Source organism: Rhizobium sp. 01T417 (genome assembly GCF_056398905.1).
The window spans coordinates 18,989-43,022 of record NZ_JBFTQH010000024.1 but is presented as its reverse complement, the minus strand read 5'-3'; the positions used below and the strand labels follow the sequence as shown (position 1 = coordinate 43,022).

Annotated in this window: 24 protein-coding genes and 1 pseudogene; 20 read left to right on the top strand and 5 right to left on the bottom strand. The window is 57.8% G+C overall.

All coding sequences use genetic code 11. The features are described from left to right. Nucleotides 1-229 precede the first annotated feature (229 nt). A complete protein-coding gene (locus AC1DPR_RS21490; RefSeq protein ID WP_477817116.1) occupies nucleotides 230-1,168 on the top strand; it encodes an adenylate/guanylate cyclase domain-containing protein in 939 nt (312 codons plus the stop codon). Between the two features lie 81 nt (nucleotides 1,169-1,249). On the opposite strand, the gene AC1DPR_RS21485 is transcribed toward AC1DPR_RS21490, so the two are convergent. Beyond that, the gene (locus tag AC1DPR_RS21485; RefSeq protein ID WP_477817115.1) at nucleotides 1,250-3,214 is read right to left on the bottom strand and encodes an ABC transporter ATP-binding protein/permease; all 1,965 of its coding nucleotides are present in this window, start codon (nucleotides 3,212-3,214) and stop codon (nucleotides 1,250-1,252) included. 340 nt (nucleotides 3,215-3,554) lie between these two features. Between AC1DPR_RS21485 and AC1DPR_RS21480 the strand changes: the two genes are divergently transcribed. After that, entirely contained in the window at nucleotides 3,555-3,788 is a 234-nt protein-coding gene (locus AC1DPR_RS21480) for a DUF6894 family protein (protein ID WP_477817114.1), read from the top strand. A 66-nt stretch (nucleotides 3,789-3,854) separates the two neighbouring features. Next, nucleotides 3,855-4,184: a low affinity iron permease family protein gene (locus AC1DPR_RS21475; protein WP_477817152.1), complete on the top strand. Its 330-nt coding sequence runs from the start codon at nucleotides 3,855-3,857 to the stop codon at nucleotides 4,182-4,184. A gap of 84 nt (nucleotides 4,185-4,268) precedes the next feature. Here the strand turns inward: AC1DPR_RS21475 and AC1DPR_RS21470 are convergent, their stop codons facing one another. Next, entirely contained in the window at nucleotides 4,269-4,481 is a 213-nt protein-coding gene (locus AC1DPR_RS21470; RefSeq protein ID WP_477817113.1) for a hypothetical protein, read from the bottom strand. 106 nt (nucleotides 4,482-4,587) lie between these two features. Here AC1DPR_RS21470 and AC1DPR_RS21465 point away from each other — a divergent pair, with 106 nt between their 5' ends. The 13 genes from AC1DPR_RS21465 (at nucleotide 4,588) to AC1DPR_RS21405 (ending at nucleotide 18,850) form a co-directional block, all read left to right on the top strand. Next, the gene (locus AC1DPR_RS21465; RefSeq protein ID WP_477817112.1) at nucleotides 4,588-4,716 is read left to right on the top strand and encodes a hypothetical protein; all 129 of its coding nucleotides are present in this window, start codon (nucleotides 4,588-4,590) and stop codon (nucleotides 4,714-4,716) included. A 797-nt stretch (nucleotides 4,717-5,513) separates the two neighbouring features. Further along, complete coding sequence (locus AC1DPR_RS21460) at nucleotides 5,514-5,882, top strand: response regulator (RefSeq protein ID WP_477817111.1); 369 nt, start codon at nucleotides 5,514-5,516, stop codon at nucleotides 5,880-5,882. A gap of 121 nt (nucleotides 5,883-6,003) precedes the next feature. Next, nucleotides 6,004-7,935, top strand: a complete 1,932-nt coding sequence (locus AC1DPR_RS21455; RefSeq protein ID WP_477817110.1) for a methyl-accepting chemotaxis protein — start codon at nucleotides 6,004-6,006, stop codon at nucleotides 7,933-7,935. 3 nt (nucleotides 7,936-7,938) lie between these two features. Then, nucleotides 7,939-9,369 carry a chemotaxis protein CheW gene (locus AC1DPR_RS21450; protein WP_477817109.1) on the top strand — a complete coding sequence of 477 codons (1,431 nt, stop codon included), beginning with the start codon at nucleotides 7,939-7,941 and terminating at the stop codon, nucleotides 9,367-9,369. After that, nucleotides 9,366-10,451 (top strand): chemotaxis-specific protein-glutamate methyltransferase CheB, encoded by a 1,086-nt coding sequence (gene cheB, locus AC1DPR_RS21445; RefSeq protein ID WP_477817108.1) that lies wholly within the window; start codon nucleotides 9,366-9,368, stop codon nucleotides 10,449-10,451. Before AC1DPR_RS21450 ends, cheB begins: the two co-directional genes overlap by 4 nt. After that, nucleotides 10,451-11,317: a CheR family methyltransferase gene (locus AC1DPR_RS21440; protein ID WP_477817107.1), complete on the top strand. Its 867-nt coding sequence runs from the start codon at nucleotides 10,451-10,453 to the stop codon at nucleotides 11,315-11,317. Before cheB ends, AC1DPR_RS21440 begins: the two co-directional genes overlap by 1 nt. Then, complete coding sequence (locus AC1DPR_RS21435; RefSeq protein ID WP_477817106.1) at nucleotides 11,318-13,279, top strand: chemotaxis protein CheA; 1,962 nt, start codon at nucleotides 11,318-11,320, stop codon at nucleotides 13,277-13,279. Continuing rightward, nucleotides 13,276-13,536, top strand: a complete 261-nt coding sequence (locus AC1DPR_RS21430) for a hypothetical protein (RefSeq protein WP_112825206.1) — start codon at nucleotides 13,276-13,278, stop codon at nucleotides 13,534-13,536. Before AC1DPR_RS21435 ends, AC1DPR_RS21430 begins: the two co-directional genes overlap by 4 nt. 77 nt (nucleotides 13,537-13,613) lie before the next feature. Then, a complete protein-coding gene (locus tag AC1DPR_RS21425) occupies nucleotides 13,614-13,997 on the top strand; it encodes a response regulator transcription factor (protein WP_477817105.1) in 384 nt (127 codons plus the stop codon). Further along, a complete protein-coding gene (locus tag AC1DPR_RS21420) occupies nucleotides 13,994-14,632 on the top strand; it encodes a chemotaxis protein CheC (protein ID WP_112665426.1) in 639 nt (212 codons plus the stop codon). The genes AC1DPR_RS21425 and AC1DPR_RS21420 overlap by 4 nt, the downstream gene beginning before the upstream one ends. A 26-nt stretch (nucleotides 14,633-14,658) precedes the next feature. After that, nucleotides 14,659-17,007 carry a PAS domain-containing protein gene (locus AC1DPR_RS21415; RefSeq protein ID WP_477817104.1) on the top strand — a complete coding sequence of 783 codons (2,349 nt, stop codon included), beginning with the start codon at nucleotides 14,659-14,661 and terminating at the stop codon, nucleotides 17,005-17,007. A 215-nt stretch (nucleotides 17,008-17,222) separates the two neighbouring features. Further along, nucleotides 17,223-18,545 (top strand): type II toxin-antitoxin system HipA family toxin, encoded by a 1,323-nt coding sequence (locus tag AC1DPR_RS21410; protein ID WP_477817103.1) that lies wholly within the window; start codon nucleotides 17,223-17,225, stop codon nucleotides 18,543-18,545. Between the two features lie 17 nt (nucleotides 18,546-18,562). Beyond that, entirely contained in the window at nucleotides 18,563-18,850 is a 288-nt protein-coding gene (locus tag AC1DPR_RS21405) for a helix-turn-helix transcriptional regulator (RefSeq protein ID WP_018859666.1), read from the top strand. Between the two features lie 113 nt (nucleotides 18,851-18,963). On the opposite strand, the gene AC1DPR_RS21400 is transcribed toward AC1DPR_RS21405, so the two are convergent. Continuing rightward, a complete protein-coding gene (locus AC1DPR_RS21400) occupies nucleotides 18,964-19,188 on the bottom strand; it encodes a hypothetical protein (RefSeq protein WP_018859665.1) in 225 nt (74 codons plus the stop codon). Between the two features lie 120 nt (nucleotides 19,189-19,308). Between AC1DPR_RS21400 and AC1DPR_RS21395 the strand changes: the two genes are divergently transcribed. From AC1DPR_RS21395 to AC1DPR_RS21380, 4 genes are all read left to right on the top strand, one after another. Continuing rightward, entirely contained in the window at nucleotides 19,309-19,737 is a 429-nt protein-coding gene (locus tag AC1DPR_RS21395) for a VOC family protein (protein WP_477817102.1), read from the top strand. 315 nt (nucleotides 19,738-20,052) lie between these two features. Next, the gene (locus AC1DPR_RS21390) at nucleotides 20,053-20,262 is read left to right on the top strand and encodes a cold-shock protein (RefSeq protein ID WP_018859663.1); all 210 of its coding nucleotides are present in this window, start codon (nucleotides 20,053-20,055) and stop codon (nucleotides 20,260-20,262) included. A gap of 451 nt (nucleotides 20,263-20,713) precedes the next feature. Then, entirely contained in the window at nucleotides 20,714-21,016 is a 303-nt protein-coding gene (locus tag AC1DPR_RS21385; RefSeq protein WP_112665404.1) for a UBP-type zinc finger domain-containing protein, read from the top strand. Nucleotides 21,017-21,032: 16 nt separating this feature from the next. Next, nucleotides 21,033-22,754 (top strand): NAD(P)/FAD-dependent oxidoreductase, encoded by a 1,722-nt coding sequence (locus tag AC1DPR_RS21380; RefSeq protein ID WP_477817151.1) that lies wholly within the window; start codon nucleotides 21,033-21,035, stop codon nucleotides 22,752-22,754. A 351-nt stretch (nucleotides 22,755-23,105) separates the two neighbouring features. Here the strand turns inward: AC1DPR_RS21380 and AC1DPR_RS21375 are convergent, their stop codons facing one another. Together AC1DPR_RS21375 and AC1DPR_RS21370 are read right to left on the bottom strand one after the other, a co-directional pair. Then, nucleotides 23,106-23,798: a DUF599 domain-containing protein gene (locus tag AC1DPR_RS21375; protein ID WP_477817101.1), complete on the bottom strand. Its 693-nt coding sequence runs from the start codon at nucleotides 23,796-23,798 to the stop codon at nucleotides 23,106-23,108. Between the two features lie 82 nt (nucleotides 23,799-23,880). Beyond that, nucleotides 23,881-24,024, bottom strand: a pseudogene (locus AC1DPR_RS21370) (DUF2934 domain-containing protein); the annotation flags it as partial. Between the last annotated feature and the right edge of the window lie 10 nt (nucleotides 24,025-24,034).

The following is a 24,034-nucleotide window of genomic DNA, read 5'->3' as shown; positions in this document are numbered from 1 at the left end:
GCCGGTGAGTCCCAGCAGACCAATAACCCGGGATAATTGCGGAGGTCCGTCGGTCGATGCTTTTCAGCATCCACCATCATACCCTGGCGGAAGATGTCCTCAATCTGGCGGAAGCGAGCAACAGCAAATCGCGCCGGCCTCTCGGACGACTTGTTATCGCCCTTCTCATCCGGGTGTAGAATAAGAGCTTATGGCAGAACTTTCGCTGTCAACAGATAGGACCGGTCGAATGGAAGCACCACCGCTTGAACGCAAGCTTGCAGCCATTCTCGCGGCTGATGTAGAAGGCTATTCCCGGCTGATGAATACTGACGAGGAGCAGACGCTGGCGACTTTGACGTCGCATCGCACGATCGTCGACGGTCTCATTGAAAAGGCCCACGGCCAGATTTTCGGCACAGCCGGCGACAGCGTGCTGGCCGAGTTCCCGTCTGTCGTCCATGCCTTCAATGCGGCCGTTGCGATCCAGCAGGCAATGTGGCGCGCCAACGAGGAACTTCCCATCGACCGTCGAATGAACTTTCGCATCGGGATAAACGTGGGCGACGTTCTGGTCAAGAACGGAGACATCTTCGGCGATGGGGTCAATATTGCCGCCCGGCTGGAGGGGCTCGCCGATGTCGGTGGCATCTGTGTGACGCGGGGCGTAAGGGATCATCTCCGCGATCGTGTGGACGCAACCTTCGAAGACCTGGGAGAGCAAATTATTAAGAACATCCCGCGTCCCCTCCGGGTGTTCCGTGTCCTATTCGACCAGGAGGGAGAGCCCGCGCTCGATTTGACAGCCTCCCTTGTCGGAGACCCAAAGCATTCCTCTTCTGTCGCGCAGTCGCTATCGCAAGACAGCGACGATGCGCGTCACCTTGTCGAAGTCGCCTTCTGGGAGTCGGTACAGGAGAGCGACGACCCGGCCGAGTATCTTCTCTACCTGGAGCGCTTTCCGCACGGACAATTCGTCGAACTGGCCAACGCGCGGCTCGAGAGCGGTTTAGGGAGTGGAGACGATCCTGCAATCGAACTCGCCTTTTGGGAGACGGTGCGGGAGACCGGTAACAAGGATATGTTGGAAGCTTATTTGGTAAAGTACCCCAACGGGCAGTTCAGCGACCTCGCGAACATTATGATAGCCAACCTTCTGAAAGCCAGGAGCGCACCTTCGATCGATTGAACGCTGAGTTATGGAGATCGCGCGCCTGGCGACGACACACACAAAAAACCCGTCGGGCCCGTCGCCGGGGATCGAAACACTTCACCTTCTCGTCCGTATTAAACGCGAAAGAACATTTCGCTTTCTTCCTCGCTCAAGAACAATGTCACTAACGAGCCGCGCGCCGCCCTCTCTTCGCTCCAACGTGATCTTGCGGCTGTGGAACGCCTCAAGCTCCGCCCGGTGACCGACACTGACGATCGTGACTTTCGGCAACTCACGGACCAGGGTACCCATGAGCGCGTCCTGGCTCGTTTCATCGAGTGCGGACGTTGCCTCATCCAGCACGACGATATCAGGATCGTGAAGCAGCAGGCGCGCAAAGGCGAGTCGCTGCTTCTCGCCGCCTGACAGTGTATGGTCCCAAGGCGCGTCCTCTTCGATCTTTTCAGCGAGGTGGCCCAGACCAACCTTGTCGAGCGCTGCACCGATTTCCTCAGCCGTCCAGCTATCCGCGGCTCCCGGATAGTTGACGGCGCGACGCAGTGTGCCTGATGGGATGTACGGTCTCTGCGGCAGCATGAACATTTGCCTGTTAGCATGAAAGTTGACGCTGCCATTTCCCCACGGCCAGAGGCCGGCGATGGCGCGCACCAGCGTACTTTTGCCCGATCCGGATTCTCCGGCAACAAGCACCCATTCCCCCGGTCCGATCTCAACCTGTGTCTCCTTGACCACGGCGGTCCCGTCACCAAGCGACACCGAAAGATCCTCGAGGCTCAGCATCGTGTCACCTCCCGTCTCACCGTGCTGGATGCGCCCGAGGGCTTTGCTCAATTCCGCGCGTTCCAGCCCGTCTAGCGACATCATCAGAGAGGCAACGCGCCGCGCCGACGCGTTCCAATCGGCCAGACGCGGATAGTTGTCTACCAGCCATCCGAAGGCGCTTTGGACGATGGTAAAGGCGGAGGCTGCCTGCATGACCTGTCCAAGCGTCATGCTGCCGTCCAGAAATTTCGGTGCGCAGAGCAAGACCGGGACAACGGGGGCAATGAGCATCGACCCCTGCGAAACGAGTGTCGTTCGCATGTATTGTCGCGCAAGCAGCCGCCATTGCCGCCGCACATTGGCGAATGTCCTACCGAGATCGCTCTGCTCTTCTTCCTCGCCCCCTAGCAGGGCTATACTCTCGCCATTCTCGCGTATCCTCGTGAGGGTGTAGCGAAACTCGGCCTCCACCTGGTTTTTCGCCTCGGAAACTAGGACAAACTTGCGGCCGATGAATGCGATCGAACCGGACGTGATTATGGCGTAGAGCACCGCGGTAACGACCAGAAAACCGGGAATAGTGATCATAGCGCCACCCACCGGAAGCGTTAATGCACCGCCGATCGTCCATAGCACGACGATGAACGTCGACGCAGAAACGAATGCGGATATCACGCCCGCGATGAAGTCGACTGGAGATTCCGTTGCAATCCGCAGATCCTCGGACATGCGCGCTTCCGGGTTCTGATGATCCCCGCCGATCAGATTCAACTGATAGTATCGGCCGTTGGCCAACCAGCGGGAGATCAGTGCCCTCGTCAGCCACGACCGCCAGCCCCGCTGTATCTTCATGCGCACGTAGACCTGGATTGTGATCAGAGCAACACTCCCCAGGACAAGCGGTGGGAAGAGTGCCCCCAGGAAATAGACGCTCGGACCGTTACGCTGCTCAATTGCGTCGAAGATTTCTCGGTTCCAGACATTAATGCCGTACTGGAACCCGACATTGGCTGCAATCAGGAAAAGAAGCCCAATAGAGAGCGTCCAAGCCAGCCAGCTTCCGCGGCGCAACGCCCAGTAACCACGAGCGCTTATCCAGAAGCGTTTCAGTAGATAGCGCTTTCGCGCTTGTTCCGCCTCTTCGGGCGTCAACCGGATATCGGGTTCAATGGCATCGGGTGGAGGCTCGATGTCGTCCTGGGTCTTAGCATTGTCTGAGGTGATATTGGCCCATGCCTCAACATCTGATTTTGCATCGCTCATGATGGCGATAACGGCCTGAAAATCAAAAGGTTTCATTGCGTCCCTAATGGGAGCGACGATTTCGATTTGGCCCGTGTACTGCAAGCGCGAACCAAGCCGTAGGGGAACGCAGCATGGGTGAAGAGCCCCGCGGCAGCTTGAAGTCATGTCACGGTCAGCATTGCTGCGCCCGATATGAACGACATCCCTTCCCGCTCGATCCGACCTTTGATCTCCGTCATGGATGATCCGAGCATGACTTGGAGGCGCGTCTCGAAAGGGAAGGCCAGAAAACAACGTCGGCAAGACCGGTTTCGTTCTATACCTGAGCCGGAAAGACATGTAGCAGGAACAACCGGTAAGTATCGGCGTTCTCACCTGGAAGCGCGGGTGCAAAATGAAATTCTTCTTCCATCTCAGAGACATCGATCGCTACGAGCCCGATCTCGACGGCATGGAACTGGCGTCGTTCTCTCAGGCCGTTGCACAAGCCGAAAAGGCCGCTCGGGAGATGGTAGCCGAGCGTGTGCTCCATCAGGACAGGGTCGACGGACGAGCGCTCGAGGTCGCTGACGATCATGGCAAGATCCTCATAACGGTGGCCTTCAGGGACGTCATTCAATTGGATTGAACTGGCTGCGGAAGCAGCAGGAACCACTATGCGAATTCTTAACAAGCACTTCCTCGGCACTCCGACATCGCCGCCGCGGTCGCTGGCCATAGAGTATCGCGGTGGCGTTTGCGATCGTCATGGGTGGCCTACTGGGTCGCTCACGGCGCATTGGACGGTTTTCCCGACGAGTGGTTCTTGATTGCCAACATGGCAGGGACGCTCATCTCGGTGCTGGTCTTGCTGCTGCGGCATTCTCAGAACTGGGACATGCTCGCGCTACCAAGGTCGATCAGCTTCTCAGATCGAGCGATACCGCAGGAAATCACTTCATCCGCCGCTGAAGAGCGCGAAGCGGAAGAACTGCAAACCCTGGTTCTCGTCCGTCAAGCGGAGGCCGGCATCCTAGCAGATTGACCCGCTCTTTCGTCAGCCACGTCTTCGACGCACTCTGCCTTCTCCGCCTGCGTCTGGCTAAGAATGCGAATCAGGTACGACAGCTCAGCAGAGAAGATGCTGGGCATTGAGGTGCCACCACCTAAGGCCGATCACGAGAAAACCCTCGGCGAGTTGGCACAGTACGAGGCGTTGTTCGCCCTTTGCACCGAGTGCAATCGCCGAAAGCCGATCGATCGTTGGGAGATCCATCGGAAATTCGGAAACGCATTGACGCTGGGCCAAGTCGCAGACCTCATGCGCTGCACGCGTGGGCATCAGGGCGCCCCCGCTTGATGGTGAGGCACCTGTCGCGATGAGCATCGAAACCCACTCAGAACACGAAGGCTTTTGATCAGTTTTCTCCTCAAAGGAAAACCGCATCATGCCGACGGATAGCACCGACAGCAGCCATAGCAGATTGAAAAGCCAACTCGTTGGGCGTGTGCCCGACGGCCGGTTCGATATCGAGTTCGACCTTGAAGCCTTCCGTCTTGAGCTGAGCGGCGGCTAGCGAAGAAGCCATTCGAGGGGATGGTCCGGTCGTCCTTGCCGTGCACAAGGAGCATAGACGTGTCCTTGCTCGTAGGCAGAAGCCCTACGAAAGACAAGAATGCGCCGACCTTCGAGCGTCGAACAGCAAGCCCAACGCCCATCCCATCGGCCTCGGCTGTATAAACGCTGAAAGAAATTTTCCGTTCTCTGAGCGCCGAAGCCGACACCAACGTCACTTGCGCCAGACGGACCTGGTCTTCCCGATATAGGTTAGTCGTGACTAGCTCATGGTGTTTGGCGAGAAAGCATCGCTCTCTTGGTTCAAGAAGAGCCGAACGAGTTCGTTCACACGAGCTTCACGGCCGTACCGAAATCATCAAGCGCGGTGCCGGCTATCTGGAGGCTTTTGCAAACCTCTATGCCGCCTTTGGGAGGCGATGCGAGCCCGTTAGGAAAACAGGGAACCGTCGGCGATCGGACGGGGTATCCGACGGCCCACGACAGATTGAAGGCCTTCGCCTTTGTCGGCGCAGTCATCAACAATTCCGAAAGCAACAGCGTCTGGCGGCGCCGATCGCGACATAGCTCCGAAGTACCCGTGGGATCCCCCATGCGGTTGCTTGACAGCATTTTCCCCTCGCCGCTGGAGTGGTCTTGTACTTAGGTTCGTTCCAGGCGCGGCTGCGCTAGCAGAGACGAACACCGCCGTTGCGAGCAACCGTCTAGAAAAAACAAGCACTTTGCATCTAGGTGAGGAACTTAATCTGGTCAGTGACGTTTAACCGTGTCGCATTTCTAGCACCGGTGTACACTTTCATGATCGTTGATGTTGATCTCGTATTGGTTGTCGAGGACGAAGTTCTCATACGAATGAGCCTGGTTGAAGACCTAGAGGATGCTGGGTTGATAGTTCTTGAGGCGGGATCGGCCGATGAGGCGCTCAAGCTGCTCGACGAAAACCCTCACGTCGGGACCCTGTTTACCGACGTGAATATGCCCGGTGCAATCAGCGGGCTGGATCTGGCACGTCTGGTCAGCCAATCACGGCCCGATATTTCGATTGTCATAAGCTCGGGCTACCTAAGAATGCCTAAGGACGAATTGCCGGGCAATGTGAGCTTCATTTCCAAGCCTTACGACATTGAGCGTGTTGTTAAACAAATCCGGGGGCTTGCGCGCCTGTAAACGGCTACCGATTGCTTTGCACCCACCCTTAGTTCATAAAAATCAAATAACTTAGCAGCCGTGACGATATTGAGCACGACCATTGTGCTACGATCCAGGCTCAGAGATCTACGGACAATCCATGGCACTCGTGAAGACAACGCAACTGGGTTTGAAGGCTGCCACCCCACAGACGGCCAACGAAAGGCCTGCTGCAACGGCGGCGGTCTCAAGCGCTTCTCGCAGGTCCCAAGATCGCACGCGCGTTCGACAGCAGAAGGCAGCCGAGCGCATTGGTGCTGCGACCGAGGAATTGGCCGGAGGAGTCGGACAAGCCGCCGCAGCCGCCGAGCAACTGCGCCGCGCGCTTGAGCAGATTGCCACCGGAGCAGAAGAGGCAGCGGGCGCTGCGCACGAGTCACTGTTGGCCACGACCCATCTTTCGTCCAGATTTTCCGCGGCTCGTACCGAAGCCGAGACGGCCCGCAAGCGGACTGAGGATCTCCAGAGCTCGGTTCTTGAATTTGCGGCGCAGATCGATTCCTCAATCGCCGCGATCGGTACCAATGCGTCTCGGCAGGTCGCCTCCGTCGATATCATTGATAGGCTTCAAACTCAGGCGGAGACCATCGGCGCCACGACCATCGCGGTTGCCGACATCTCGGATCGAACCAACCTTCTGGCGCTCAACGCGGCGATTGAAGCCGCCCGCGCTGGCGATGAGGGCCGTGGCTTCGCTGTCGTAGCCGACGAAGTGCGGTCGCTTGCCGAAATCGCCGAGCGGAGCTCGCGCGAGGTCAGCCAGCATGCCGAGACCATTGTGGATGGTGTTCGACGGGTCTCCGACCGCATCAAGTCGGCCGCCGCCAAAGCGGCCGAGCAGACGGCCTCGGGCCGAACTATTTCGCAGGGATTGCATTCCATCCGCTCTGGCCTGACTGCTCTTTCCCAAAGTAGCCAGGTGATCCTGATCGCCGCAGTCGAAGCTGAGGTCGCGACGCGCGAGGCGCAGAAAGGCTCAGAAGCCGTGGCAGCCGCGGCGGAGGAACAGTCAGCCGCTGCAACGGAGGCCCAGCGCGCCGTCCAGCAACAAAGTGCAGCTCTCGACGAAAGCCAAAAGACGGCGCAATCGCTTGCAAGGCTTGCTGACGATCTTGTGAATGAGAACGGCCGATCCGCACGAACCGAGGAGCTGAGTTCGGCGGCGGAGGAATTGTCCACGACGGTGCAGCAACTATCAGGTGCGGCCGGCGAGATCCTCATTGCGATCGAGCAGATCAGCCGAGGTGCGGAATCCCAGGCGAGTGCAACGCAGCAGGCCGATGCGGCCATGGCACAAATTGAGAAAAGCGCTCTCCAGATACAGGAAAGTGCCGACATGGCAAGCAAGCGCGCCGACGAAATCAAGGCACTTCTTGCGAAAAACAAAGACAATCTCAGCGGCATCGCGGCCGGCATTTCCGATGCGCTCGTTGAGACGCGAAACGCGCTGACGGAATTGAATGCGCTTGGAGAGATCGGTTTCCAGATCGAGCGAACGGTGGACCGGATCGTTCTCGTCGCCGTGCAAACGAGCATGCTGGCCGTCAGTGGATCAGTTGAAGCTGCTAGAGCAGGCGATGCAGGCCGTGGCTTTGCGATCGTCTCGACGGACATCCGAAAGCTCTCACAGGATGCAGCCGAGAATATTGATGGCGTCAAGGAAACGGTGCGGCAAATCCAGATTCAGATCGGATCCGTGCAGAGGGAATTGGAGACGATCGCTGTCGCGTCAGAGGCAGAAATTGCCAAGAGCAAAACGATCGTCGAACGGCTGAGCGCGGCGGAGGCCGACGTGGAAGCCATGGTCCGAGGGAACGCTTCGATCCTCGATGCCTCGCAGGAAATCCTTGTTGCCGCAAAGCAGGTACAGGCTGGAACGCAGCAAATCGCCGCGGTTGCACAGGAGGCAAGCGCGGCCTCGGAGCAGGCGGCGACCGCGGCCCGGCAACAATCGCGCGGGGCAGAGGATCTGGCTGCGGCTGTTGAGGAAATCGCGTCGTTGGCCGACGAACTCCAACTATCCGGCGGCTAGGCCATGACAGTGTCAATCCCCCTGGCAGATGTTGACCGGCGACGGCTCTTGTTTCGGGTTGGAGAGCAGAGGCACGAGATTGACGCGAGTCAGGTGTTGGAGGTCATTAGGGTGCCCCACATTACGCGCGTTCCCAATGGGCCAGAAGCGCTTGCTGGCATCGCCAATCTCCGTGGCAAGCCAATCCCGATCCTAGCGATGACCAAGGTTTTGCACGGTAGCGCGACTGCCATGCAAAACCACGGGAAAGTCATCGTCTACGATCATGGGGGAGCCCTTGGTCTTCTGGTTGACGACGTGCTGCGTTTGTCGACTGATACAGTGTCGGCCCCACTCCATGGCTTGCCGGCCCTGCTGGACGCCGCGTTCAAGCATACGAGGCTAGCAAAGGTCGAGCGCGAACATGCCAGCGGCAGCCTTGGCGGGACTCAAGCAGAGGAAACCTCAAAACTCATCGCATTGCTCTCCTTCCGCGTCGCGGGACAGCTTTACGGCTTGCCCCTCGATGATATCCGCGAAGTCTCGGGGCTTCCCGAGGAAATTTCCGTCTTTGGAAATGCACCAGACTCGATCATAGGTATCATTCCTTTACGAGGCGGCGTCCTGCCTCTCGTTTCGCTCGCATCGTTGCTCGGGCTCGATAGCAACCAGGAAGGATCGACAGCGTCGTTTATCGTTGTGGTGGAGCACGAGGGTCAACTGTTGGGACTTGTGGTCAATGATCTCGACGTTATTCGCCGTCTCCCCGATCACGCCATAGATGCGATTCCTGCGGTGCTTCAGAAGGGGCGAGGCGACGCACAGATCGAGGCTATCGGCAGGATTGCCGAGGGTGGACAGCTTATCTCCATTTTATCGCCAGAAAAACTGTTCGGCCACAAGGACGTCACTCAGGCAATCGCCAGGAACCAAGGAGCCAAGCCGATGGAGGCGACAGGAACAAGCAGCGAGGCACTTGAGCAATTTCTGATCTTCCAGCTCGGCGATGAAACCTATGGCCTTCCGGTCAGATCGGTCGACGAAGTCGTCCGAGTTCCAAGCGACATCACGCGCGTTCCCGGCGCTCCAAGTTTTGTAGTGGGCGTCATCAATCTTCGCGGCAAAGCTGTACCCCTTATCGACCAGCGCGCGCGTTTCGACACGCCTTCGACGCAGCAATCGGCCAAGACCCGCGCCATTGTTTTGACGCTTGGCCAGCTGCAGGCAGGGTTTGTCATCGACGGTGTATCTGAGGTTAAGGCAATCGCGTCGTCCGCCCTATCAGAGGCACCAAAATTTTCCTCTGAACAAACAGATGTTTTTGACCGAGTTGCCCATATCGAGGCGGACGGCCGAATGATACTGCTGATCGATCCCCAGGAGCTTCTGTCACGGGCCGAACGAGATGTGGTGGCTTCGATTGCGAACGATGTGACCGCGGCGGTGGGGCCGTGATCCGCCTGCTCATCGTCGAGGATTCCGCTTTAATGCGAAAGCTACTGGGGCAGATTTTTACTGACGAGGGTGATTTCGAGATCGAGTTTGCACGGGACGGCGCCGAAGCCTTAAAGGTCATTTCGAGCTTCCGGCCGGACGTTGTAACCCTCGATATCCATATGCCTCTTGTGGACGGACTGGCTTGTCTGGACCGCATCATGCTGGATCACCCTTGCCCGGTCGTCATGGTGTCCTCGCTCACCGAAGAAGGCGCTGAGGAGACCTTGGCCGCTCTCGAGATTGGAGCGGTCGACTTCATCGCCAAGCCCGGTGGCGCAATCTCGCTTGGGATCGAAGACCTTGCCCCGCGCCTGGTCGAGAAGGTTCGTATGGCCGCAACGGTTCGCATTCGCCGCAGCCGACGTCTGGCCGAGCGTGTGCGCATGGCGCATATGGCGCCACAACCATCGCCCTCCCGGACGTTCAGTCGGCGAGACGCAGCCGATAGATTGTTTCGCGACCCTGGCAAACCCGGTCTTGTCCTCATCGGGGCATCAACAGGCGGTCCGCCGGCGCTGGACGCAGTCCTCGCCAAGCTCCCGGCAGACTTTCGCTTTCCGGTCGTGGTGGCGCAGCACATGCCAGCCTCCTTCACCGGCCCCCTCTCCCGGCGCCTGAACAAGATTTGTGCGCTCAACGTCAGCGAGGTAAAGCAACAGATCAAGCTCGAACCGGGGAATGTCTATATCGCCAAGGGAGATGCCGATATCGTAATATCGTCCCGTGCCGGGGCGCTGGTCGCAATGGCCGCCCCCAGCGACCCGGCCTACCGGTGGCATCCAAGCGTTGAGCGAATGGTGCGCTCAGCTATGAAGCATGTGCCGGCAGCCGATCTCGTCGGCGTACTGATGACTGGGATGGGAAGTGACGGGGCGGCTGCGATGGCAGATCTTCACGCCAGCGGCGGTTATACGATTGCCGAATCCGAAGACACTGCCGTCGTGTGGGGCATGCCGGGCGAGTTGGTGCGCCTTCAGGGCGCAAGCGAGACCACGAGGGTAGACGACATCGGAACCTCCCTGCTGGATCGGGTTAGCTGATGGCGACTACTCCCGCCGAGCCGAGCGATGACCGCGCAACTCCGCTTTCCGCCGCCGATCTCGAGGAGATATGCGCCATAATATACAAGCGAAGCGGTATGGTTTTCGGCGAGACGAAACGCTACTACATCGAGCGCCGGGTGGCGGACCTAATCGCGCAACGACAATCCGCGTCTGCCAGGAACTATATTGGCGTCCTGCGCGGAGACCCACGCGAGACAGAGTTGCTCATCAACAGCTTCACGGTCAACGAGACGTATTTTTACCGCGAGCAGCACCAGTTGGCATGCTTGAGCAACTCGATCCTGCCGGAAGTTATCCGCTCAAAGGGACCTGGCGACCGAATTCGCATCTGGTCGATGCCCTGCTCCAGCGGCGAGGAGCCGTATTCGATTGCCATCTGGCTATTGGAGAACTGGCCTCTGGTCGACGCCTATAATGTCGAGATCACTGGATCGGATATCGATACCGACGTCCTGAAGCAGGCCGTCGAAGGATATTACGGGCCGCGGTCGTTGTCGAAGATTCCCAAGGATATCCTTGATCGGTATTTCGACCCGGAGAAAGATCAGCAACGCCGACTGATCAGCGATTTAAGGGAGTCTGTGACGTTTGCGAAAGGCAACATCATCGATCGGCAAAGCTTGGCCGCAATTGGGCGTTTCGATGTGATCTTCTGCCGAAACCTTTTGATCTATTTCGATGAGGCAGCGCGCGAGATTGCAGCTCGTAATATTCACGAGCTCCTCTATCCCGGCGGCTTTATCTGCCTGGGGCATACCGAGTCCATGTCGCGGATTTCGGAGACCTTCGAACCCGTCCGGTTTCCCGACGCCATCGTCTACCGGGAGACGAGGGAAAAATGAATGGATGAATTGATCGTTCAGTTTGCCACCGAGGCGCGAGAGTTGGTCCAGCAGGCCACCGAGGATCTGCTGTCGCTGGAGTCAAATCCACAGAAACGGGATAGCCTTGAGAGTGCATTCCGGTCGATTCATACGTTGAAAGGCTCTGTTGGTCTCTTCGATTTTGGCTCGATGCTCGCCGTCTTGCATCAGGCGGAAGATCTGTTGAGCCAGGCGCGGGCCGATAAGATCGTCGTTAATGGCACACTGATTGATTGTCTTCTCGCTGTGGTTCAGTGGGTTGAAGACAGTCTCCCCGGCATATCTCAGACGGGGCGGTTGTCGGAGGCGCAAGAAAAACAGGCTCCGCGGCTGATCGGAATCCTTAGCGGCGAAATGACCGATCAAGTCGACGATGTGATAGGACCTGGACCTGAGCAAATACCAGGCTGGGCTTTGTCTTTGCGTGAGCAAGCTCCCGCCTCAGAATCCGAGGGAAGCCTAATAGCCATTCGCTATGAACCGCATCCCGAATGCTTCTTCAACGGCGACGATCCGCTGGCGACCCTGACGAAGGTCCCAGACCTCCGGCATCTGAACATCATCCTGAAAGAGCCCCAAACCTCCCCGCAAAACTACGACCCGTTCAGATGTCATCTTTTGATTGAGGCTTTGTCCGGGGGGGCTCTGGCTGAGGCCGAAGCGGTGTTCCGGCTCATACCCGACCAGGTCGAGCTTCTCGCTCTGCCCGCAGAAGACGCGAAGCTTCCTGCCGTTCCATCGGGGACGCCGTCCGATCACTCCGTTGAACGCCAATCGACAACCATGCGGGTCGATTCCGCGCGTATCGACAAGCTGGTCGAGATCGCTGGTGAGTTGATTGTTGCCAAAAACGGGCTTGTGTCGTTAGCAGGCGAAGCGCAAGAGCTTGGCAATCGTCGGCTGGCGAGGCGCATATTGTCGAGCCACCACGAGATCGAGCTGCTTGTCGCCTCCCTCTACGGCGCCGTTACCCAAGCGCGCATGATCCCGCTCGAACATGTATTCCGCCGCTTTCCCCGACTGGTACGAGAAACCTCGACAAGACTTGGCAAGGCACTCGATCTGATCATCGAAGGTGAGACAGTCGAAGCGGATCGCGAAATCGTCGAGAACCTCTTCGAACCGCTGCTGCACCTTGTTCGAAATAGCCTCGACCACGGAATCGAGCCTGAAGCCGAGCGATTGCAGCTTTCCAAGCCGGCCAGAGGGCGCCTCCGCCTGACTGCCCGGCAACGCGGTGACCAGATCGAAATCGAAGTGGCCGATGATGGTCGCGGCATCGACCCGCAGCGTGTCCGCGCGACTGCAATCGACCGGGGTGTCATATCGGAAATTCAGGCAACCGCTTCGTCTGATGAGGCCGTCCTTCAATTGGTTTTTGCGCCTGGCTTCTCTACAGCGTCGTCGATCTCCGACCTGTCGGGGCGCGGGGTCGGCCTTGATGCCGTACAGAGTTCCATCAAGAAGCTCGGCGGGTCGGTGGAACTAAGCAGCGCGGTCGGATCGGGAACATCGTTCAGTATGAAACTGCCGATCAGTTTCTCGATGACCCAGCTCATGATCGTGGAGGTGGGTGGCGAGCGCTATGGAATCCCGCTGTCGGATGTCGTGGAGACACATAGATTGCCGGCCAGCGCCGTTCAGTGTGTAAGAGCGGGCCAGGCGTTCGTCCTGCGCAATCAAACCGTCCCGTTGCTTCATCTGCGCGAACTACTCCAGTTGCCTTCCTCTGGATCTCCCTCCGGTGATCTTAAGGTCCTTATCATGCGAACGGCAGGAGGCAAGATCGGCATTGCGGTCGAGAAAATCGCGGAACGCTCTGAAACTCTGACGCGGCCCCTGTCCGGTCTGTTGCAGGGCGTCGCCGGGATTGCTGGTACCACACTATTGGGCGACGGCCGGGTTTTACTTGTCCTCGACATGGAGGATCTTGTGCGATGACAGTCACTCTTGACGGCGACGTTATTGCGCTTTCCGGACCTTGCGGTGTCGAGGAGGTCGAAACGCTAGTGAATTACCTTGAGAACCACCCATCTGCCCCTGTTGATGTTGGTGAGGCCACGTCGATCCACACCGCGCTCTGGCAGGCATTGCTGGTTTTCAGGCCGAAAATCAGCGGATCACCCAGCTCGATGGCGCTCGGGCAGGTTCTTTTGGGAATAGAAGCCTATCTACGGAACGACAAAGAAGACGCCTGATTTGCTAGGGCATAAAACGACAAATAATGGTAGTACGAGTACACGGTAGAACGGCTACCTGACGACGGGATTGTAGAATGACAGTGAAAGTTTTGGTGGTAGACGACAGTAAATTGGCGCGCATCGTAGCAGGCAAGGCAATAGCTGCTTTGCAGCCAGACTGGACGCGCGTTGAGGCGGCGAGCGCTGCGGACGCCCTTGGGATCATCAGGTCCGAGCAGATCGACGTCGCCATTCTCGATTTCAACATGCCTGACAAGGACGGCCTCGAACTGGCGTCCGAGCTACGCGCTAGCCATCCCAGCATGCCGATCGCCGTGATTACGGCGAACGTCCAGGATGAGATTGTCGCCAGGGTGCGCGCGCTCAATGCGACGTTTGTTGCAAAGCCGGTAACCCAGGATGCGTTGAGTGGCTTCATTTCCGGGGCCGCGCTCCGGCTCAAGAAAGCGGCAACATGAGTGATCAAGCCGTAGGCCTAGACGAGCTCGAACTCGACGCCCTGACGGAACTCGTCAATATCGGGGTGAGCCGCGCTGCTGCCAGCCTCAGAAAGATGGTGAACAAGCAGGTTATTCTGTCTGTTCCTTCCGTTGAGATCGTTACCCGGAAGTCTGCCGCGTCCTTGATCGGCCAGCGTGAGAGCGAGAAACTCATCGCTGTCCAACAACAGTTCGAAGGCCCGTTCTCAGGGCGAGCGCTTCTGATCTTTCCCGAAAGCGACGGGTTATCGCTCGTTCGCGCGATCGTCGGCGATGACTTGGGAGAAAGCGAACTTGCCGCGATAGAAGAAGAAGCCCTTGCCGAAACAGGCAATGTCATTCTGAATGGCTGTCTTGGGTCCATGGCAAACATGCTGCAGCACACGCTGAAAATGTCGCTTCCCCATGTTCGCCGCGGCGATAGCAATCTTTTGTTCGAGATCCTGCCAGGCTCGAATGAGGAGGGCTTTGTCCTCTTCCTCTACATCAACTTCTCGGTAAAGGAGCACGATATTCGCGGCTATATTGCCATGATTATGGATTTGCCATCGATGGAGAGACTCAAGCAGCACATCGCGGACTTTATCGACCGCGTCATGATGGAAAGCCCGTAGCGTGAACCATACAACTGGCCGCATCCATGATTGAAGATGCCAAATCGTCTACAGAAATGCCGACCGCTCTTGATGCGGCTCAGCGCCGGTTGGAATTGACCCTCGATGCCGCCGGCGCGACCTGCGGATGGGAATGGGATATCCCGGCGCGTCGACTTGTCGCTGACGCGAAATTTGCTGCGATAACCCATCAAGACCCCGTCGCCCTCGCCGATGGTGTATCGACGGACAGATTCTATGTGTCCATTCATCCCGACGATCTGAAGAGGGTGAAGTTGGCCGTCGCCGGCATTCTCGCCGGATCAGAGGTTTTTTCTAAAGAGTATCGACTGCTGCGCAATGACGGCGGCTATCGCTGGGTGCACGCCCGAGGCCGGACTATTTTCAGCGAGAACGACGAGCCCGTGAAATTTGTCGGCGTTCTCGTTGACATCACCGAGCAGAAACGCACCAGCGAGCAGTTGCGCATTGCCCAGTCGGCAGGCGGCATAGGCACGTTCGAACACCTTGTCGGCTTCGGCACCATTACCGTTTCGGAACAATTCTGTCGGCTTTTCGGCCTTCACCCGACGAAAGTCCTTCCGATCCGGACGATCAACGACCTCATCCACCCTGACGACGACCCACTGATTGATCTGAGCGGTCCAAATGGTTTTCAAAACGAACAGGACATCGAGTTTCGTGTCAGGCGTGCCGCCGATGGCCAGGAGCGGTGGCTGGCGCGTCGCGGAGAATACGTGGATGATCTGGAATCGAACGCCCGACGCTATGTCGGCGTAGTCTTTGACATTACAGAAACAAAACAGACCCAAGAGAGCCTGAGAGAGGCGAACCAGAAGCTGTCCGAAATCGCTCGCGACAGCGTACGTGATCGCAATCGCGTGTGGAAGAATTCGCGCGACCTTCTCGTCGTGATCGGTTTGGATGGCGTGTTCCGCGACGTCAGCCCCTCTTGGCAGCAAATCCTCGGACACCAGGTCGAAGAAGTCGTAGGGCAGAAGGTCCTCGACTTCGTGGCAGTGGATCAAAGGGAGGCTATTCAACCCGAACTGAAGAAGGCGATCGAAAACGTCTATGCCGAACTGGACGCAACCCTTATCCACGCAGATGGTTCTGAACGCATCGTGTCCTGGATGACCTCCCGTGAAGACGACCTCGTCTACGCCTATGGGCGCGATATAACGGTTGAGAAACAGCAGAAGGCGATCCTGGAGCAAACCGAAGACCAACTTCGGCAAGCGCAAAAAATGGAGGCGGTCGGTCAGCTCACCGGCGGGATAGCACACGATTTCAACAACATGCTTACGGGGGTCATTGGCGCACTGTCACTTCTCAAGCGTCGGATCGCGGCCGGTCGTCTGGATGAACTAGACAAGTTCATTGATGCCGCAACGTCTTCTGCACACCGCGCCGCTGCCTTGACCCACCGGCTTCTTGCGTTTTCCCGCCGACAGTCCCTCGACCGCCACTCCATCGATCTCACGCAGCTCGTTCACTCGATGGAGGAGCTATTTCGCCGAACCCTGGGCGAACAGGTCGAGCTCGAGATCATGGCCGGCCCCGACACTTGGAAAGCAGTGACTGACGCAAACCAGCTTGAGAGCGCTGTTCTCAATCTAGTAATCAACGCACGCGACGCTATGCCGAACGGCGGAAAACTCACCATCGAGACGACCAACGTGACACTTTCGCAAGCTGATCTCGCTAAAGGTGAGACGCTCAGGCCCGGTAGCTATGTGGTTCTTGCGGTCAGCGATACGGGCACGGGAATGTCACAGGCGACAATCGACAAGGCCTTTGATCCCTTCTTTACGACCAAGCCGATTGGACAGGGAACCGGACTCGGACTTTCGATGATCTATGGCTTCGCGCAACAATCAGGCGGTCATGCCCGAATTTACAGCCAACTCGACATCGGGACGACGATAAAACTCTACCTGCCACGCAGCACTGAAGGAGAACCTGCGGTCGATCAAGCGGGCGAGGAAGACTCGATCGCACCACGCGGAGAAGGCGAAACCGTCCTTGTCGTCGAGGACGACGATGCGGTCCGCCTGCTCGTTGTCGATGTTCTCAACGATCTGGGCTATCGCGTTCTGGAGGCGATCGATGGGACCCAGGCGCTACCCTACCTCGAGGGCAAGGGACGAATCGATCTGCTGATTTCGGACGTCGGCTTGCCAGGTCTTAATGGCCGCCAACTTGCCGAAATCGCCCTAACCGCGCGGCCCACGTTGAGCGTCCTGTTCATCACGGGCTATGCTGCAACGGCCGCGTCTCGCGCAGACTTCCTGGCGCCTGGCATGGAGATGATAACGAAACCCTTCGCCCTTGATGATCTTGCCCAAAAAGTGAAAGAAATACTGACGAAGTGATTTTCGTACGCTTGAAGGCGTCTTCTACTAACGCGCGGAACATTTGCGCCGCTTCTACAGTGCGGATGTGCCGAGGTTACGACGGACGGCGGATTGATCGGTGCTATGGCGCTGTCTAAGTCGATCGTCAGTTCAGACGATGGTCATTCAACCCACTTTGATGGGTTGAATAATTTCTAAAAATGCATTATTTGAACCATTGAAAGGGTCAATTAATGCGCCTAACGCTCCAAACCCATTTTGATGACGAGTGGCATCGCGCCGCGACGCTAGAACTCAAGGACGACGCGGCCGGCTTCCAGGGGGCGTCGATCGTCGATTACGATCTCGATTATTTCGTCACGATGGCGTCGGCGGAATTCGCGACCGGCAAAACGGTCCGCGACCATCGTGCCTTGTCAGTCCGTTATCCCGTTGACCTCCAAAATCGATACAGCCGCAGCTGGCCCCCTCTCCTCTTGGATCTTATGCCCCAGGGGCACGCAAGGCGAAAGCTTGCCGATCACCTCGGCCTTGCTGAGGGTTCGCGCGCTTCCGATCTGCCGCTCCTTCTGCGATCGGCAACGGGCGGCATAGGCAATATCCGCATCAAAGAAGCCGCGGACACCGAAGCGGAAAGGATGCGCGGTGTTGAGCGCCAAGGAGTGACAGAAGCGGAAATCCTTGAACGGTCGGATCGTTTCATGGAAGTCGCCGACCGCTTTGGAATGCTCGCCTCCGGTTCGAGCGGCCTGCAAGGCGAATGGCCGAAGGTCTCGATGACCCAGGCGAATGACGGTCTCTATTATCCCGATAGCTTCGTGACCGATGATGAGGCCGTGCGCCACGTTATCGTCAAGCTAGTACGCAGCAACGACCCTGTAGACCGCCTGATTCTCGAAGGCGAAGCCCTCTATTCGCGGATCGCTCAAGAAATCGGTCTGAATGTAAGCGAACCTTCGACCTATGCCGAAGGCGTCCTGATCATTCCCCGTTTCGATCGGAAGAAAAAAGAAAGTGGCGGAACCATCCGGCTGGGCCAGGAAAGCCTCGTGTCTGCGATCGGCGTTGCCGATTTCGGCCATGTCGGCACGCATGAGGCCTACATCGACGTTCTACGCCAATATTCCGCCAATCCCTTCTCGGACATCGCCGAATACCTAAAGCGCGACATCGCCAACCTGGCGCTCGGCAATCCCAACAATCACTGCCGGAATTCCGCACTCAGTAAGCAGCAGGACAGCACCATCCGCCTGTCTCCGCTGTTTGATTTTGCGCCAATGCGACTCGCCAAGGAGGGGATTGTTCGCTCCACCCGATGGGCGTTGATGCGTGACGGAGGTCGCGACCATCTTCCCGATTGGAAGCGCATTTGTGCCGAACTGATGGCAGACCCTGCAGAGCAGAATGCGCTCGCGGCTGAGCTTTCCGCGTTTGCCGAATATCTGCGGCAAACACCGGCCGTGGCGAAAGATATGGGCGCGTCTCCGGAAATTCTAGAACGTGCAATGGGACGCTGTATCGTGATAGCGGACAGCGTTCTGGYGGCGTGTCAATGATGGCGAAGGACCGCTAAATGGCTCGATGGAAGAAGCCGACGAAAGAGGAGATTCTTGAGAACCGGCGAACACTTGCGGAGCGTGCTCGAACAGGGGACCTGAGGCTGCCCGGTGCTGTGGCGGAGATCCGCAAAGGGTTCGGCATGACGCAGGAGGAATTTGCCAAGACGCTGTCGCTTACTAGGCGACAAGTTGCGGAGATCGAAGCCGGCGCCGCGAACCCAACGCTGGAAACATTGGAAAAGATTGGCCGCTTGTTCGGATTTGGCGTTGGGTTTGTTCCAAAGCAACCGGGGCCAACTTGATAATCACGCAAGCAACAGCCGACAATTCCTCTAGCGCCAAGACAGAGCGCTACGGCTCTTTGCGCAACTGAAGGCGCTCAGGTATCTGCCTTGGCCGTTTCGGAAAAACTTGATCAGCACGGCGCGCCATCCTTGGCCGTGAACTGCTCAATCGTCTCTGAAAGCGCCCGCTCGATTGCGGCCAGGCGCGCGGCAACCGTGATTGCGTCGATGGGCCTCGCCATGTTCAGCCATCGCGCAATCTGGTTCGTAGGCGAAGCCGATACCGCATGCTTATCTTGGGTGAGTTGCCCGACAATGCGACCACCCCACCAGACATTGAGAACCTCTACGTTCACCAGGGGCCAGAATATCTAACGACAATCAGGGGATGTCGACTTCAACTGAAATCACGGCGAAACATGGAACCGAAACCGCCCCCTGCCGTTTCGTTATCTTCGCGAATTGGAGGCGTCGAAATGGACACTGCCCAACTTCATCGTGGCCGACTAATCGATCACATCCAATTGGTCGTAGCCAATCTTTCGGCAAGCCGCGCCTTTTATCTCCCACTGTTAGAGGTGCTCGAAATTCCAATTGGTGGTGCGGCCGATGACTGTTTCTGGGCTGACGAACTCTTCATTTCCTCCCGAGACAGCGACGCTGCCCTCGGGGAGCTAACTGGGCGGCATCATTTGGCCTTTCAGGCAAAGGATCGTGCCACTGTCGACGCATTTCACAGCGCGGGCATCGCGAACGGCGGTACCGACAACGGTAAACCGGGCGAACGATCCTATCACCCGGGATACTACGCCGCCTTCCTGCTTGACCCAGACGGGAACAACATAGAGGCGGTGTATCACGGACCGGCCAACCGCAGCGCTCGGTCAGTCGTTGTTGACTTCTGACGACGGTGGTTGGCGGCGAGGACGAAAACGACGGGCTATGCATAGCTGCGCTGCAGTAACTGGTGTTGCCAGACTCGGATTCCGTCGATAGATGGACGCCTCAAGCAAGCGGCCTGCCACGCAGTTGGTTTTTGTCGCTAGCAAACATATGGGCGCTCCCCAATCGGGTTGAGCGCCCGTAATGTTTTGTCCATGTTCAATGGCCTCGTCTTCGGATATTTCCGGAAGGTCACGTACCCCCAAACTCAACCGTACATCTTGCCAAACGAGCCTTCGTGACTATTTTGCCCGTTGCAAATCAACCGAGGACTTACATTGGCTACTGGTACAGTGAAATGGTTCAACTCTGAAAAGGGCTATGGTTTCATCGCCCCCGATAATGGCTCTCCCGATGTGTTCGTGCACATCTCGGCAGTAGAGCGTTCCGGGCTTTCTGGCCTCAAGGATGGTCAGAAAGTCAGTTTCGAACCGACGCAAGATCGGCGTTCCGGTAAAACAGCGGCTGAAGATCTCCGCGCACTTTAATCGAAGGCTGCCGCGGAGACGCGGCAGCCGAAACAACAACAGCAAAATCTATCTGCAAGCAGCGACTTTCAACCAAACGTTTGTCAAGGCGGCGGCGTTCATCAATGAGGCAGCTGAGGCAACCAGGGGCGGACAAATATGTTCACCGCTTCGCGCTCCGTCGCGACTTCACCCCGATTTGCCATGTGCTGAACTGCCAAACGCGTGGCCAAGGCTTTACCCGCAAAGCCAACGTGGGTTTGCCCATAATCTTCACCAAAAAGCGCTCGTCTTTCGTAATTTCTGCATTCTTACGTTTCAAACGGCTAGCACACGGTCGAGTGAGGCGGTCTAACCCGGCTCAGTTCGATGGACGGCAAGTGAAGCGGTCACCATAACCCTTGCGTATGACTGACCAAAGTAGCGTTCTCAGGTATGTTACCTGAGGTCCAACGATAGGATAGGATTTCAAATGACGCGTTGCAGCCATCAGAACTCCGTTCGATCCGTCAAGCCCAAGACCATGGGGTGTGAAGAATGCCTCGCAATCGGACAAGCTTGGGTCCACTTGCGACTATGCCGTGAATGCGGACACGTTGGATGCTGCGATCAATCAATCGGCAAGCATGCGACGGCGCATTTCCGGAGCACCGGCCATCCCATCATCGAAGGCTACGATCCGCCGGAAGGCTGGGGTTGGTGCTACGTGGATGAGACAATGATTGACCTTCCTGATCAGACCCCTCAGGTCGGACCGATTCCGCAGTTTTATTAGACAGGAGGTTGAGTGCATGGACGTCCACTCTCGCCAAGCCCAGCTGTTTCCCGTCCTGACCCCGTTGCAGATAGAAGTAGCCAAAAGATTCGCCAGCGGAGAGCCAAAGACGTTTGGTCCTGGAGAACAGGTCTCATCGATTGGTGACCGACAAGTCCCGGCTTGGCTGGTCCTTTCCGGGCGGCTTGATGTCTTCGGGAAAATTGGCTCCCACTCGGAGACCGCAATCGTGTCGCATGGGGTGGGCCACTTCTCAGGCGAACTCAATCAATTGTCGGGAAGGCCTGCTATGGCGGCTTCACGGGCTGGCCACCATGGTTGCGTCGCCATCCCTTTTGACGCCACGCACGTCAAGGCGCTCATCATCGGCTCGGCCGAGGTCGGCGAGATCATCATGCGGGCCTACATTCTTCGACGCGTCGCGCTCATCGACACCGGGAATTCCGGCACCGTGCTGATTGGACACGATGGAAACTCGGATTTGCGTGCCCTTCAAATCTTCCTCTCCCGGAGCGGATACCCCTACGTTGTGGTCGATGCCTCCAGCGAGGGCGAGGGTCACGATCTGGTGGAGCGCCTGGGTATCCGGGACAGCGATCTACCGGTCATGGTCTGCCCAAACGGGACTGTCCTGAAAAAGCCCACCGACGCGGAGGTAGCATGCTGTCTGGGGATTACACCGGAACTGGACCCGGAGATGGTGTACGACACTGCTATCGTCGGGGCGGGTCCCTCAGGACTGGCTGCGGCGGTCTATGCCGCCTCTGAAGGCCTGAGCGTTATCGTCCTGGACGAACGTTCCGCAGGAGGACAAGCAGGTAGTTCTTCCCGCATCGAAAACTACTTGGGCTTTCCGACCGGCATCTCGGGCCAGGCCCTTGCCGGTCGAGCACTCAATCAGGCCCTGAAGTTCGGCGCCGAAGTTGCCCTGCCCTTGAGAATTTCTGAGATGTCACCGCCCGTTCCCGGCAGTCGGCGCGATGGTCTAATCAATCTTCGCACGACCGACCGGCGAGCAATAATGGCGAAAACGGTCGTGGTTGCATCTGGAGCACGATATCGCAGACCGAGTATCTCGAATGTCTCGGACTTCGAGGGTGCCGGCGTGTCGTACTGGGCAACGCCCATCGAAGCAAAGTGGTGTGAGAACCGGGATATTGTCGTCGTCGGTGGTGGCAATTCTGCTGGTCAGGCAATCGCCTACTTGGCCCCCAAGGTCAGCCGTCTCCACCTGGTGATCCGAAGGGACCTCGCGGATACGATGTCGACCTACCTGATTGAGCGGATTGCCGCCCTCCCGAATGTCGTGATGCACGTCGGATGCGAGGTAGCCTCCTTATCGGGGGATGCGTCGCTTCTGGCAGTGAAGATCAGAAACTTGAAGTCCGCAAGAGAGACGGAATTCGAAGTTCGCCAGCTCTTCATGTTCATTGGCGCTGATCCTAACACCGCCTGGCTATGCCCGCACATTACTACGGACCGCGCCGGATTCATCGTGACGGGAGCTGCTTTCGATCCCTTCGTCGAACAAGAGGTGGGCCGCGCAGCTCTGGCCCTCGAAACCAGCATACCGAACATTTTTGCCATTGGAGATGTAAGAGCGGGCTCCACCAAGCGGGTGGCAGCAGCTGTGGGCGAAGGCGCGGCGGTAGTCAGCCAGATTCACACAGCTTTGGGAATTCGAGATGGCGACCGCAATCCACCTGCGTTCCTTGAGCCTTCACCCCCGCCGAACTGAACCTGAGCCTCGGAAAATTCCAGCTCCCGCTGGAAATAGGCAGTGTGTGAACCGCCGAGCCTCCTGCACGTTGTGAGGCAGGAGGAAACGGCGATGAATGTCCAGAATGAAGGCTCCAGCAGGAATGTTCGCGACGTGGCGCCGATCGGAGCGGCCCTAACCCCCGGGCTGGTATCGTTTTGGTCACCAAAACGGAAAAGGCTTTCCGCCGCTTCCAGGTCGCCCTTGAAGTCGAACCCATCGGCATCGTCTCTCACCCAAAGCTTGACAGGCTGCGCAGGGTGAAAAGAAGCTCCGTTCGCGCTCCCCTCTCCCACTATTGCCCTCGGTCGGCCATGGCCCGCCAGAAAGTCAATCCAGCAGCTTGCGGATCGCCATGATCCCCTTCGCCGTATCCGACCAAGATTGACGCCAAATCAGCAGGCCGACGCCGAGTACCGTCGCCACGACAAACGGGAGCGGACCCAGGAACCAGAAGGCCGCCGCTACAGTGAAGTAGTACGACCTCACGCCGACGCTAAATGATCGGAGCGCCGGGTTCAGGACCAGCGTGAGCGCCTCGGTCCAGGCCGCGATGTCGCGCTCTTCTTGTCGCGACGGGCTGGCGCCGATTGCGGCCAGACAGTAGTTCAGCTGCCTCACCGCCCAGATGAAATCCGATAGCCCTCTGAGGAGTGTGGCGATGATCAGCAATACCTTGGTTTGGAAGAGCCACGCGGGGTCCTCGGCCGCGAACATAGCGATCAGGCCATTACCGTTTCCGTAGTTGGGCTCCATGAACAAAGCGCCGCTGAGGCCGACGATCACGATCAGATTTGCTGAGCCGAAGAAGGACGCGGAATTGATCGTGTGGCCCAGGATCGCGGCGTCGCCGATGAAATTGTTGTCGCGGGTCAGCGTCTCGCGCATCCACGCGGCTCGGACCCGCACCATATCTACGGACAAGCTATCGTTGGGCCGTGGCCACCCGAGAGCCAATAGCGGCTCAATCGCAATCCACACCACGATGAAGAATACAAGCGACGCGATGTTGAGCGTGTCCATTCGGCCCCCAGCCAGACTTTTTCGCACACTATCGCGGGCGTTGACGTCCTCCAAGAGGGGCCGACGTTTGAACCGCTGTCCGCTAGGGCTGCTCGCGCATCCCCGGCGTAGCCTCCCGCTGATCGGCATCAATCATGTCGGTGGCAACAAGGAACGCGTCCGTGGGCTCGCGAGCTGCCTCTCTGAGCATGGCCAGCTTCGGGACGTCGTCACCCTTTTCACCTTGACAATGCCCT